The organism is Streptomyces sp. NPDC014870 (genome assembly GCF_043081505.1).
Lineage (GTDB): Bacteria > Actinomycetota > Actinomycetes > Streptomycetales > Streptomycetaceae > Streptomyces.
On the sequence record NZ_JBIBWQ010000001.1, the window covers coordinates 267199 to 279289 of the forward strand.

The following is a 12091-nucleotide window of genomic DNA, read 5'->3' on the forward strand; positions in this document are numbered from 1 at the left end:
GAGGACACGGCCGCAGGCCGTACGGGGGGCTGGGGCTTGCCCCCAGTTCGGGAAGGGGCGGGGTGGGGAAAGGTCACTGCCGGCGGTACACCGGTGGCCGTTTCTCCGCGAACGCGCGCGCCCCTTCCTTCGCGTCGGCCGTGTCGAAGATCGGCCAGCCGCGGGCGAGTTCCGCGGCGAGCCCCTCCGTCTCCGTCTGCTCCGCCGTCTCGTACACCGAGGCCTTGACGGCCTCGACCGCGAGCGGCCCGCAGGCGTTGATCTGTTCCGCGACGGACAGCGCGGCCTCCAGCGCCGTGCCGGCGGGGACGACGCGGCCGACGAGTCCGATCCGGGCCGCCTCCTCCGCCGCGTAGGGCCGTCCGGTCAGCAGCATTTCGAGCGCGTGGGTCCGGGCGATCTGGCGTGGCAGCCGGACCGTCGAGCCGCCGATCGGGAAGAGGCCGCGTTTCACCTCGAAGAGCCCGAAGGTCGCCGTGTCGCCGGCGATGCGGATGTCCGTGCCCTGCAGGATCTCGGTGCCACCGGCGACGCAGTAGCCCTCCACGGCGGCGATGACGGGCTTGCGCGGGCGGTGGTGGCGGAGCATCGCCTTCCAGTGCAGGTCGGGGTCGGCCTTGAGCCGGTCCCGGTAGTGCTCGCCCTCCATGCCCTTGCCCGCCAGCGCCTTGAGGTCCATACCGGCGCAGAAGGAGCCGCCGGCGCCGGTGAGGACGACGGAGCGGATCGTGTCGTCGGCGTCGGCCTCCAGCCAGCCGTCGTAGAGCCCGACCAGCATGGGCAGTGAGAGCGCGTTCTTGGCCTCAGGCCGGTTGAGCGTGAGCACGAGTGTGGCGCCTTCGCGCTGCACGGTGAGGTGTTCGGTCCCACCCATGGGTGTTCTCCCGTCTCCAGACCTAGAACAGGTTGCAGGAGGTGTGGTTCCAGTTCAATAGTTTCCTGACACTCAGTCAGATTCTTCTGCGCGACCCCTTCCCACCTCCGCCGCCCGGCGCTCTAATGACCGCCGAGTCAGTTCGGGCCTGGGCGACCAGCGGGGTCAGGAGGAACGGTGGAGTACAACCTTGCCGACCTGTTCGAGTCGGTCGTCGACGTGGTCCCGGAGCGCGAGGTGCTCGTCTACGTCGACCACCCCGGTACCGGTGCGGAGCGCCGCCTCACGTACGCGCAGCTGGACGCAGCCGCGAACCGGCTCGCCCACCACCTGGTCGACTCCGGCATCCGGCCGGGCGAACACCTGGGCATCCACATGTACAACGGGATCGAGTACCTGCAGACCGTCCTGGCCTGCCTGAAGGCGCGGATCGTCCCGGTCAACGTGAACTACCGGTACGTGGAGGAGGAGCTGGTCTACCTCTACCGGGACGCCGACCTCGCCGCCCTCGTCTTCGACGCGGAGTTCACCGAGCGGGTCGCGGCGGCGCGGCCGCAGACGGAGAAGCTGCGGCACCTCGTGCGGGTGGGGACCCCTCCCGAGGACGCACCGTCGCTGGCGTGCGTACCCTTCACGGACGCGGAGGCGGCCGGTTCTCCGGAGCGCGGTTTCGCACCGCGCTCCGCCGACGACCTCTTCATCATCTACACCGGCGGTACGACGGGGATGCCGAAGGGCGTCATGTGGCGCCAGGAGGACCTCTTCTTCGCCGGCCTCTTCGGCGGCGACCCGGCGGGCGAGCCGGTCAAGCGCCCCGAGGAACTGGCCGAGCGGGTCGCCGCGGGCGGCGCCGGCATCACGTTCTTCCCGGCCCCGCCGCTGATGCACGGCACCTCGACGCTGACCTCGTTCATCGCCTTCAACTACGGGCAGCGGGTGGTCATCCACCGCAAGTACGTGCCGGAGGAGGTGCTGCGGACGATCGAGAAGGAGAGGGTCTCCAGCGTGTCGCTGGTGGGCGACGCGATGCTCAGGCCGTTGATCGACGCGCTCCACGGCCCGCTCAAGGGGACGGACCTGTCCTCCCTCTTCAGCGTCTCCTCGTCGGGGGCGATCATGTCGGAGACGGTACGGGCGCAGTTCCAGGCGCTCGTGCCGAACGTGCTGCTCCTGAACAACTTCGGTTCCTCGGAGTCCGGTTCCAACGGCAAGGCGACGGACGACTCGGGCCCGGAGAAGGGCTTCCGCCTGGAGGTCAACGAGCGGACGCGGGTGGTCGACCCGGCGACGTACGAGGAGGTCGCGGTCGGTGAGGTGGGGCGCCTCGCGCAGCGCGGCCATGTCCCGCTGGGCTACTACAACGACGCGGCGAAGACGGCCGAGACCTTCTTCCAGAAGGGCGACGAGCGGTGGGTTCTGCTCGGCGACATGGCGACCGTCGACGAGGACGGCATCGTGACGGTCCTCGGGCGGGGCTCGCAGTGCATCAACACCGGTGGTGAGAAGGTCTATCCGGAGGAGGTCGAGCAGGCGCTCAAGTCCCACCCGGACGTGTACGACGCGCTGGTCGCGGGCGTACCGGACGCGAAGTGGGGCAACCACGTGGCGGCGGTCGTCCAGCTGCGCGCCGGGGCCCCCTCGCTCGACCTCGCGACCGTCCAGACCCACTGCCGCACCCGGCTCGCCGGTTACAAGATCCCCCGCCAGCTGGTGATCGCCGACGCCATCCAGCGCTCCCCCAGCGGCAAGGCCGACTACCGCTGGGCCCGCTCCCTCGCCGCCGCCGAGGACTCGGGCACCCAGGCCTGACTCACCGAAGAGTCGCGTCGGCAGCGCGCGGGGATGCGCACCGACCCGATTCCGATCACCCGCCCGGGAACGACCGGCCTCACGCCGCCGGCCGCTCCCGGGCGGCGTCACGCTCGGGGCCGACGCCGGACCGAGGCCGGACCGAGGCCGGACCGAGGCCGGACCGACCGCCGTTCACCGACATCTCTTCCCGACTGGCGCCCGCCGTGCGCGCCTTGCCGCAGCGTCGACGTAGGGGGCTATAGTGCTAGGCACCTAGATAAATGGAGGAACCGGTGATTGAGTTCCACCTGAACAGCCGGTCCGGCCTGCCCCCGTACCAGCAGCTGGTCCAGCAGGTGAGGCACGCGCTGCGGCTGGGCCTGCTGAACGAGGGGGACCGGCTGCCCACCGTCAAGGACGTCGCGAAGCAGATGGCGGTCAACCCGAACACGGTGCTCAAGGCGTACCGGGAGCTGGAGCACGACGGTCTGGTGGCCGCCCGTCCCGGCGTCGGGACGTTCGTGACCCGGACGCTGGCCGACGACACGCTCGCCGCGCACGGACCGCTCCGCAAGGACCTGCAGCGCTGGCTGACCAAGGCGCGCCTGGCCGGGCTCGACGACGAGAGCATCGAGGCACTCTTCATGAGCACGTTTCGTCACGCTGCCGGAGAGGACGTGGCGTGAGCGCCGTCCTGCGAGCCCAGGGCCTGGGCAAGAGGTACACGCAGCGTTGGGCGCTGCAGAACTGCGACCTGGACGTCCCCGCCGGCCGGGTGGTGGGCCTCGTCGGCCCCAACGGCGCCGGCAAGTCGACCTTGTTGAAGTTGGCCTCCGGCATGCTGACCCCGTCGGCCGGCACCATCGAGGTGTGCGGCGGCCGTCCTGCCACGGGTGTGGAACAGCTGGCCAAGGTCGGTTTCGTCGCCCAGGACACACCGACCTACACCGCGCTGAGCGTCGCCGACCACCTGGAACTCGGCAAGCGCCTCAACGCGCACTGGGACGACGCGGTGGCGCGCGACCGGATCCGTAGCCTCGGCCTGGATCCGAAGCAGCGGGCCGGCAAGCTGTCCGGCGGCCAGCGCGCGCAGCTCGCGCTCACCCTGGGCATCGCCAAGCGCCCGGAACTGCTGATCCTGGACGAGCCCGTCGCGGCCCTGGACCCGCTCGCCCGGCGGGAGTTCATGCAGGACCTGATGGAGGCCGTCGCCGAGCACGAGCTGAGCGTCGTGCTCTCCTCCCACCTGGTCTCCGACGTGGAGCGGACCTGTGACCACGTCATCGTCCTGGTCGACTCCCGGGTGCAGGTGGCCGGCGACATCGACGACCTGGTCTCCTGCCACCACCGGCTCACCGGACCGCGCCGGGACCCGGCCACGCTCCCGTCCGGCGTGCACGTCATCACCGCCAGCCACACCGACCGGCAGACCACGCTCCTGGTGCGCACCGACACCCCGGTCCACGACCCGTCCTGGACCGTCAGCCCGCTCGGTCTGGAGGACATCGTCCTGGCCTACATGACCCGGCCCGCCGATGCGGTACGTGACACCCGACCCGCACTGGAGGTACTCCGATGATCTGGCTGACCTGGCGCCAGTTCCGCACCCAGGCCGCCGTGATGTCCGCCGCGGTCGCAGTCCTCGCCGCCACCCTCGCGGTCACCGGCCCGCAGCTGGCCGACCTCTACCGCACCGTCGGCAGCGGCCTGGTGGACCAGGTCTCCAGTGCGGACCAGACCCTCTACTACACCGGACTGCTGGTCGTGCTCGCCGTGCCGGCGGTCATCGGGATGTTCTGGGGCGCGCCGCTGATCTCCCGTGAGCTGGAGACCGGCACCCACTACGTCGCGTGGAACCAGAGTGTCACCCGCACCCGCTGGCTGGCGGCCAAGCTGGGCATCGGTGCGGCGGCCTCCATGACCGCTGCCGGACTGACCAGCCTGGCGGTGAGCTGGTGGAGCAGCCCCATCGACCGGGCGGTCAACGGGGGCGGCGCGACGGACACGTACTTCCCGCGGCTCGACCCCGTGGCCTTCGCCGCCCGGGGTGTCGTCCCCATGGCCCATGCCGCCTTCGCCTTCGTCCTGGGCGTCGCCCTCGGCCTGGTCATCCGCCGCACCCTGCCCGCGATGGCCACCGCGTTCGCCCTCTACGCCGCCTTCCAGATCGCGGTGCCCACGTGGGTCAGGGCCCACCTAGCCTCCGCGGACCGGACCACCGTGCCGATCGAGCCAGGCGGCGCCCCCATCAGCATCCAGGACGACGCCGGGCAGATCATCGTGCATCTCGAACAGACGCCCGGGGCCTGGGTCACCTCCCAGCAGACGCTGAACGCCGCCGGTCAGCCGGCCGCTGTGCCGTCGTCCTTCGCCGACTGCCTGCAGGCCAAGGCGGGCCCGCCCACCCTGCAGCAGTTCGAAGGCTGCCTCGCCGACCTCGGCGCCCTGGGCTACCAGCAGCAGGTGACGTACCAGCCCGCCGGGAACTTCTGGGCCCTGCAGTGGGCCGAGACCGGGCTCTACCTCGGCCTCGCCCTGACCCTGACCGGGTTCTGCGCCTGGTGGATCCGCCGCCGGGTGACCTGAAAGCCGCCACGCCCGCTACGAGAGCACCCCTGGGGCAGCCGAGATCGCACCCTAGATCCCGAAGGCCCGCAGGGCCGCGAGGAAGGCGTCCGGCCGGGACCGGTGGATCTCGTGGCCGGCGTCGATCGTGACGAGGCGGGCGGCGGGCAGGGCGTTCGCCATCCACGCGATGCGCTCCTGCGCGAAGTGGCTGAGCTCGCCGCCGGCCAGGATCAGGGTCGGGGCGGTGATCGCCGCCAAGCCCTCGCGCCAGGTGGGCTCCGGCTCGTTCAGTTGGGCGTCGGTCGCGTGCACGACCTCCCAGTCGAGGCCGAGGGGACCCTCGGGACGGTCCGCGCGGGCGCGCGGCGGATCGAGAGGGAGGAAGACGGGCGCCTCCTCCAGGACGAGCCGGCCGATCAGGCCGGGCTCGTCCATGGCGAGGAGGTAGGCCGCCGCGCCACCCATCGAATGGGCGACCACATCCGCGCCGGTGAGGTCCAGTTCCTTCAGGAAGCCGCGCAGCTCGTCACGGAACACGTCGAATCCGTACGGCCCCGTCCAGTCGCTCAGACCGTGCCCGCGCAGGTCGACGGCGTACACCCGGTGATCGGCGGCCAGTTCCCCGGCGATCCGCGCCCACTCGGCACCACTCCCGCCGCGCCCGTGCACCAGGACGACGGGCGGCGCGCCCTCCTCGCCCCACACCCGGTACGCGAGGCGGACCCCGTCGACGGTGACCGTGCGGACCTCCGGGTCGAGAAAGGCGACGATCGGGCGGGCGAAGGCGCCCGCGTCGTCCACCCAGGGGTAGTGTCCGGCGCCGCGCTGGACGACCAGCTCGGCGTGCGGGAAGCACGCCGCCAGCTCGGCCGCCCGCACCGGGCTCGGCCCGCCGTCGTGCTCCCCCGCCAGGATCAGCACGGGCGCGGTGAGCCCGGGCAGCGCGGCCCGGGTCGCCTCGGGGTCGAAGGCGCCGTCCGCGTAGAAGGCGGCCGCCGCGTCCCAGTGTGCCTCGTCGGTGAACGCCGCCGCGTGCGCCCGGGCCGCCTCGTCCCACCGGCCGTACGCGAAGGGGGCGGCGAGCTCCATGATCCGCGCCGGGGGCGTGTCGGGCCCGATCGTCGCCAGGTCGGCCCTGGCCTCCTCGTACCAGTGCTCGCCCGCGAAGACCTCCCCCGCCCTGTCCCACTCCTCGTCGGTGATCTCGATGCCGACGGCACGCGTACCCGGGGTGACCAGGACGAGGGAGCGCACCCGCTCCGGGTGGGACGCCGCGTACAGCGCGGCGAGGTTCCCGGCGGCCGAGTGGCCCAGGAGGTCCATCCGCTCCAGGCCGAGGTGACGACGGAGCGCCTCGACGTCGGCCACCTGACGGTCGCAGCGGTACGAGGCGGGGTCCGTCGGCTCGGCGGAGGCGCCGGTGCCCCGCGGGTCGAGCACGATCAGACGGCGGTGCGCGGCCAGGCCGCCGAACGCGCCGAGGTACGCGGCGTCGCGCATCGGGCCGCCGGGCAGACAGACCAGGGGTTCGCCCTCCCCTCGTACGTCGTAGGCCAGTTCGGTCCCGTCGTACGTCGTGAAGATCGGCATGGCACCGATCGTGCGCGCAACCGGATGATCTTCGCAAGCGATTTCGCCGGCGGCGCGATACGGTGGGTTCACTCCCACCCGCGAAGGAACCACTTTCCCATGCCCGAGACCCTCCGAGGCGACTGTACGAACTGCTTCGGGCTGTGCTGCGTCGCCCTCCCCTTCGCCAAGTCCGCCGACTTCGCGGCGAACAAGGCGTCCGGAGAGCCGTGCCGGAACCTTCAGGAGGACTTCCGCTGCGGCATCCACACGCGGCTGCGGCCGAGCGGGTACTCCGGCTGCACGGTGTACGACTGCTTCGGCGCGGGCCAGAAGGTCTCGCAGGTCACCTTCGGCGGGGTCTCCTGGCGCGAGGCGCCGGAGAGCGCACGGCAGATGTACGAGGTGTTCCCCGTGATGCGCCAGCTCCACGAGCTGCTGCGCTATCTCACCGAGGCCCTCGCCCGTCCCGCCGCGCGCCCGGTCCACGCGGAGCTGCGAAAGCTCCTCGCGCGGGTGGAGGGCCTGACCGAGGGGTCGGCGGACGCGCTGGAGAAGCTGGACGTCGCCGCCGTGCGCGGTGAGGTCAACCCACTGCTCCTGAAGACCAGCGCCCTCGTGCGGTCCGCGGCGGGCGCCAAGGTCAAGAGCCGGCGCGGGGCGGACCTGATCGGGGCCCGGCTGCGCGGAGCGAAGCTGCGGGGCGCGGACCTGCGCGGCGCCCTGCTGATCGCCGCCGACCTGAGCGGCGCCGACCTGTCCCTGGCCGACGTGATCGGCGCCGACCTGCGCGACGCGGACCTGTCCGGCGCGGACCTCACGGACGCCCTGTTCCTCACCCAGCCGCAGCTCAACTCGGCCCGCGGCGACGCCACGACCCGCCTGCCCGGGGCGTTCGAGCGCCCGGCGCACTGGGCCTAGACGCCCGGCTCCTTCGCGCACAGGTACGGGCGGGCGAGGTACAGGCCGAGTGCCGTCAGGAGAATGCCGACGTACACGGGCGCGAGGTGGAGGAAGTCCGTGTAGTGGATCGCGCCGTGCACGACGACGGCGGGCAGGAAGCCGAAGGCCGCCGCTGTGGCCAGGGACCAGAACACCCATGCCTCACCCCGTCCCCAGCCCCACGCGCTGAGGAGTGTGATGGCCGCGGCGGCGGCCATCAGGGCGCCGCCGAAGCCCGCGCGGTCGTGGGCGACGAACGGCACGAGCCGGGGGTTCACGGCTTCCAGTGCCTGTGTGTCGGCGCCCAGGAAGACCAGGTCGCTCGGGACGAAGACGCCGGTGAGACCGACCACCGAGATGACCGTGCCGCCGGCGAACAGGCCCGCTCCCGTGACGATGAGCAGGAGCTGTCCCACCAGGGCCCGCCGCCGCTCGCGCTCCGGCCCCTCGGCCGGCCGGCGCCAGCGCGGGGTGTGCGGGGCGCGGAGCACCGCCGCGACGAACATCGGGAAGAGGACGATCGTGGTGGCCGTGTGGAGGGGCTCCACGAAGCCGGTCGCCAGGAAGTAGAAGAGGGTGGGGAAGCCGATGGCGCCGGAGACCAGGTACGCCTCGCGGGCCCAGGCCCTGCCGCGTCTGATCCCGCCGACGGCGAGGCCGGTGTAGAGGGCGCCGATGGACACCATCGTGCCGGCCATGGTGATCCGGTCGTGCTGGAGGAAGTGCACCAGGTGGTGGTTGGCGGCGTGCAGCTCGTCCAGCGTCATGCCGAGGTAGTCGCGGTCGTACCAGAGCAGGACGGGGCCGAGGGTGATCGCCGCCGCGCCGAGCCCGGCGCCGATCATGCCGAGACCGACGAGCAGCGCCCACACCCAGGCGGGCCAGCGGCGGGGATCGCGGCCGATGTCGCGCAGCCGAGGGGCCGGGGCGGTGGGGGTGGCCGCCTCGGTGACGCGGGCGAACCAGCCGGGTCCTGCCTCGACGAGCACGGCCGGCCGGACGAGCACGACCGCCTTCGGGTCGTCGAGCGCGTCGGCGGCCGCGCCGACCGACGGGTCGGACACCCGCAGGACGTGGGGCTCGTCGCCGGTCGTGAAGCCGTCGACGTGGGCGGCGAGGGCGGCCTCCGCCTCAGCGTCGTCGGTACGGACGACCAGCGGGATCGAGCGACCTGCGGCGGCCGCCCTGACGGTGTCGGCATCGGCCGCCGCGACCGGCCCCACCTCGACGACGCCGGCCCCGATCGGGGTCATGGCGCGGAGGGTCTCGCGGGCGAGCGCGGGCGGCACGGATATCCCGAGCCGGACGGCCACAGGCACTCCCGCGATCTCGCCCGCGAGCCGCTCGGGCGGATGGCGGTGTCCGAAGCCCCGGGCGATCAGCCGCGCGCCGACGGGCCGGGAGCCGATCGAGGCCAGCAGCCGCAGCGCGGTGCGCTGCGAGCGGCGCGTGCCGACGAGGGAGGCGGCGGCGCCGCGCAGGGGGTGATACGTCCAGTCCGGCATCAGTGGGTCTCGTTCTCGGGTGCGGGTGCCGCCGTCTCGGGCGCCGGCGCAGGGGCCGTGTCGGTCGCGGGGTCAGGCGCGGTCGCGGTCGCGGTCGCGGTCGCGGTCGCCGGTGAACCGGGCGGGGTCCAGCCGAGCACCGGCGTCATGGAACGCAGCGTCGCCCGCTCCGGCGTGAGCCGGGCGGCGAGGTCGCGCAGGTACACGGCCGGTGGCCACGCCAGCTGGCCGATCGCGCCGAGGCGGGCCGAGCGGCGCGCGACGGCCTGGGCCCGGGGGCGGCGCAGCCGGTCGTACGAGCGGAGCGCGGCGGTCACGTCCGGGGTGTCGTCGAGGCAGGCGGCGAGGGTGACCGCGTCCTCCAGGGCCTGGCAGGCACCCTGGCCCAGATTGGGCGTCATGGCGTGGGCGGCGTCACCGAGGAGGGCGACCCGGCCGCGTACGAAGGAACGCAGCGGAGGCAGTTCGTACAGATCGTGGCGGAGCACCGCCTCGGCGGGGACGGCGGCGAGGAGGGACGGGATCGGGTCCGGCCAGGCGCCGAACCGGCGCAGCAGCTCGGCATGCTCGGTGGTGCCCGAGGCCGCTCCCGGCGGGAGGGACGCGGTCGCGAAGCAGTACATCCGGCCGCCGGGGAGGGCCGTGTAGCCGAACCGCTCGCCGCGGCCCCAGGTGGCGGCGCCCTCGGCGGGCGGTTCGGCGAGGGGCTCGGTGACCATGCGCCAGGCGGTGTAGCCGGCGTACCGGGGGTCGGGTGCTTCGGGCCACAGGGCGCGGCGGACCGTGCTGCGCAGTCCGTCGGCGCCGATGACGAGGTCGGCGCGGGACGCGCCACCGGTGTGCTGGACGACGAGGCCCTGGCCGTCGTCGTGGACGGCGCTCACCTCGCTGCCGGGCCGGAGGCACTCCGCGGGCAGCGCCTCGGTGAGTGCGCGCAGGAGGTCCGCGCGGTGCAGGACGACGAGGGGATGGCCGAAGCGGTGCACGAGTGCGGCCGTGTCCGTACGGGAGAGCCAGCGGCCCCTGCGGTCGCGCACGCCGCCGGCCTTCTCGACGGCGCCGAGGGCCCGCACGGTGTCGGCCGTACCGAGTGCTTCCAGCGCGCGCAGGGCGTTGGGCCACAGGGAGATCCCGGCGCCGATCTCGGTGAACCGCGGGGCCCGTTCGAGGACTTCGACGCGCCAGCCGCGCCGGTGCAGGGCGAGGGCGGCCGCGAGGCCGCCGATCCCGCCGCCGACGACGGTGGCGGCGCGCTGCGGCATGGTTCCTCGCTCAGGTTCTGGGGCTCGGCCGCACGTGTTCCGGCGGTGGGTGGTCGGGGCGCGGCGCAGGGGGAGGGCTGAGCGGCGCCTCATAGCAACATGTCGCCCCAGGCATGTCAATGTGGGCCAGGGACCTGTGCCGCGCCCCTGGGCGGCTACGGCGTGCGAGGGACGTAGACGTACGGAGTGGTCGTCGTCAGCGCGGTGAAGCCGAGGCGGTGGAGGATCGGGCGGCTGGTGTCGGCCGCGTCGACCTGGACGTAGCGGTGGCCCCGCTCGACGGCGATACGGGTGCGGAAGGCGACCAGGGCGCGGTAGAGGCCCTTGCCCCGCCAGGCTTCGACGGTGCCTCCGCCCCACAGGCCCGCGAAGTCGGTGCCGGGGTAGAGCTCCAGGCGCGCCGCGCTGACGGGTTCGTCGCCGGCCAGGGCGAGTACCGCGGCGACGGTGTCGGGCTCTGCCGCGAGCCGGTCGAGGAGCTGCCGGCCGATGTGGGAGCTGTCCCCGCCGAAGGCCCGGTCGTGGACCCGGGTGACCAGCTCCACTCCGGCGGCGTCGGTGACGGGGACCAGCTCGACACCCTCGGGGAGGTCGACGGAGAGGGGCAGGGTGGCCGCCTCCGCGACCATCAGGGTCTCCTCGTCCTCGGTGTCGAACCCGGCCGCGCGCAGCCGGTCGGCGAGGTCGGCCGGGCCGTCGTGCCCGTACACCTTCCACTCGAAGGGCAGCCCGAGGGCGGTGAAGTGACGTATCTGCTCGGCCACGGCCGCATCGGCGTCCCGCTCGTCGAGCCCTGACCAGAGGACGCCGTTCCACGCGTGGGCGGGGCCCGTCTGGCGTACGACAGGACCGTCCCGCTCCACGCGCACGCCGGGCCCGTCCGGGCGGGCGCCGAGGCGCAGCTGGCGGTCGTACAGGGCGAGGATCGCGTCGTCGGTCATGGGCAGACTCCAGCACCGGCCGCCGGGGCGCTGCAATCCGTTTTCCGCGCGGGCGCCCCCGACGGTCCTGCCGTGCGTCGCCCGTCGTCAGCCGGGGGCCGGCTCGTGGCGCAGGGGTGTGAGCTGTTCGATGTCGTAGCGGCGGCGGAGCGCCTCGACCGCGGCGTGGTCGACCTCTCCGCCGGAACCGAGGATCTCGATGAGCTCCTCGAAGTACCGCTCGTGGTCGGGGGGCGGGGATGCCTGGAAGAGCATCCGGGCGGGCTCCCCCGTCGGGTTGGCGAAGGCGTGCGGGCAGCCGGGCGGGACCAGGATCAGGGTGCCGGGGGTGGCCCGGACGACCCGTTCGCCCGAGGCGGACTCCCAGTCCCGCCACCGGTCGGGGGTGCGGACGCGGGGCTCGAAGGCCAGGACGTCCAGCTCTCCTTCGAGCAGGTAGAAGAGCTCCTCGCTGTGGCCGTGGGTGTGGGCGCCGACGTCGAACCCCGGCGGGACCTCGACCTCGAAGGTGGAGGCGGTCGGCGTGTGCGCGCCGGTGACCTTGAACGTCACCCGCTGCGCGGCGGCCGTCAGGGTCTTGCCGTGTCCCGGTGGCACGACGAGTCCGTCGGCGGGATGGATCGCTGTCATGGTTCCGTC

General features: G+C 73.2%; 11 protein-coding genes. 5 read left to right on the plus strand and 6 right to left on the minus strand.

All coding sequences use genetic code 11. The features are described 5' to 3' along the window. Positions 1-73: 73 nt before the first annotated feature. Complete coding sequence (locus ACF09C_RS01160; protein WP_392087245.1) at positions 74-874, minus strand: crotonase/enoyl-CoA hydratase family protein; 801 nt, start codon at positions 872-874, stop codon at positions 74-76. 177 nt (positions 875-1051) lie between these two features. Here ACF09C_RS01160 and ACF09C_RS01165 point away from each other — a divergent pair, with 177 nt between their 5' ends. From ACF09C_RS01165 to ACF09C_RS01180, 4 genes are all read left to right on the plus strand, one after another. Further along, entirely contained in the window at positions 1052-2683 is a 1632-nt protein-coding gene (locus ACF09C_RS01165) for an acyl-CoA synthetase (protein WP_392087247.1), read from the plus strand. 263 nt (positions 2684-2946) lie between these two features. Continuing rightward, positions 2947-3351, plus strand: a complete 405-nt coding sequence (locus ACF09C_RS01170) for a GntR family transcriptional regulator (RefSeq protein ID WP_392087249.1) — start codon at positions 2947-2949, stop codon at positions 3349-3351. Continuing rightward, on the plus strand, positions 3348-4244 hold the full coding sequence (locus ACF09C_RS01175; RefSeq protein ID WP_392087251.1) for an ABC transporter ATP-binding protein: 897 nt from the start codon (positions 3348-3350) through the stop codon (positions 4242-4244). The genes ACF09C_RS01170 and ACF09C_RS01175 overlap by 4 nt, the downstream gene beginning before the upstream one ends. Continuing rightward, positions 4241-5251, plus strand: a complete 1011-nt coding sequence (locus ACF09C_RS01180; RefSeq protein WP_392087252.1) for a transporter — start codon at positions 4241-4243, stop codon at positions 5249-5251. The genes ACF09C_RS01175 and ACF09C_RS01180 overlap by 4 nt, the downstream gene beginning before the upstream one ends. Before the next feature lie 51 nt (positions 5252-5302). Here the strand turns inward: ACF09C_RS01180 and ACF09C_RS01185 are convergent, their stop codons facing one another. After that, entirely contained in the window at positions 5303-6823 is a 1521-nt protein-coding gene (locus ACF09C_RS01185) for an alpha/beta fold hydrolase (protein WP_392087254.1), read from the minus strand. Between the two features lie 99 nt (positions 6824-6922). On the opposite strand from ACF09C_RS01185, the gene ACF09C_RS01190 reads away from it, so the two are divergent. Next, positions 6923-7723, plus strand: a complete 801-nt coding sequence (locus ACF09C_RS01190; protein ID WP_392087257.1) for a pentapeptide repeat-containing protein — start codon at positions 6923-6925, stop codon at positions 7721-7723. On the opposite strand, the gene ACF09C_RS01195 is transcribed toward ACF09C_RS01190, so the two are convergent. From ACF09C_RS01195 to ACF09C_RS01210, 4 genes are all read right to left on the minus strand, one after another. Continuing rightward, positions 7720-9249 (minus strand): hypothetical protein, encoded by a 1530-nt coding sequence (locus ACF09C_RS01195; RefSeq protein ID WP_392087259.1) that lies wholly within the window; start codon positions 9247-9249, stop codon positions 7720-7722. The two genes, ACF09C_RS01190 and ACF09C_RS01195, sit on opposite strands and share 4 nt — an antisense overlap. Beyond that, a complete protein-coding gene (locus tag ACF09C_RS01200) occupies positions 9249-10511 on the minus strand; it encodes an FAD-dependent monooxygenase (protein WP_392087261.1) in 1263 nt (420 codons plus the stop codon). The genes ACF09C_RS01195 and ACF09C_RS01200 overlap by 1 nt, the downstream gene beginning before the upstream one ends. 155 nt (positions 10512-10666) lie before the next feature. Continuing rightward, positions 10667-11452, minus strand: a complete 786-nt coding sequence (locus ACF09C_RS01205; protein ID WP_392087263.1) for a GNAT family N-acetyltransferase — start codon at positions 11450-11452, stop codon at positions 10667-10669. Positions 11453-11539: 87 nt separating this feature from the next. Then, positions 11540-12082, minus strand: coding sequence for a cupin domain-containing protein (locus ACF09C_RS01210; protein WP_392087265.1), 543 nt, complete (start codon positions 12080-12082; stop codon positions 11540-11542). Between the last annotated feature and the right edge of the window lie 9 nt (positions 12083-12091).

What these genes read in the sequence shown, in the direction of transcription:
- ACF09C_RS01210 (WP_392087265.1), bottom strand. Translation starts at nt 12,082, where the DNA reads ATGACAGCGATCCATCCCGCCGACGGACTCGTCGTGCCACCGGGACAC.
- ACF09C_RS01195 (WP_392087259.1), bottom strand. Translation starts at nt 9,249, where the DNA reads ATGCCGGACTGGACGTATCACCCCCTGCGCGGCGCCGCCGCCTCCCTC.
- ACF09C_RS01170 (WP_392087249.1), top strand. Translation starts at nt 2,947, where the DNA reads ATGGAGGAACCGGTGATTGAGTTCCACCTGAACAGCCGGTCCGGCCTG.
- ACF09C_RS01180 (WP_392087252.1), top strand. Translation starts at nt 4,241, where the DNA reads ATGATCTGGCTGACCTGGCGCCAGTTCCGCACCCAGGCCGCCGTGATG.
- ACF09C_RS01185 (WP_392087254.1), bottom strand. Translation starts at nt 6,823, where the DNA reads ATGCCGATCTTCACGACGTACGACGGGACCGAACTGGCCTACGACGTA.
- ACF09C_RS01160 (WP_392087245.1), bottom strand. Translation starts at nt 874, where the DNA reads ATGGGTGGGACCGAACACCTCACCGTGCAGCGCGAAGGCGCCACACTC.
- ACF09C_RS01205 (WP_392087263.1), bottom strand. Translation starts at nt 11,452, where the DNA reads ATGACCGACGACGCGATCCTCGCCCTGTACGACCGCCAGCTGCGCCTC.
- ACF09C_RS01190 (WP_392087257.1), top strand. Translation starts at nt 6,923, where the DNA reads ATGCCCGAGACCCTCCGAGGCGACTGTACGAACTGCTTCGGGCTGTGC.
- ACF09C_RS01200 (WP_392087261.1), bottom strand. Translation starts at nt 10,511, where the DNA reads ATGCCGCAGCGCGCCGCCACCGTCGTCGGCGGCGGGATCGGCGGCCTC.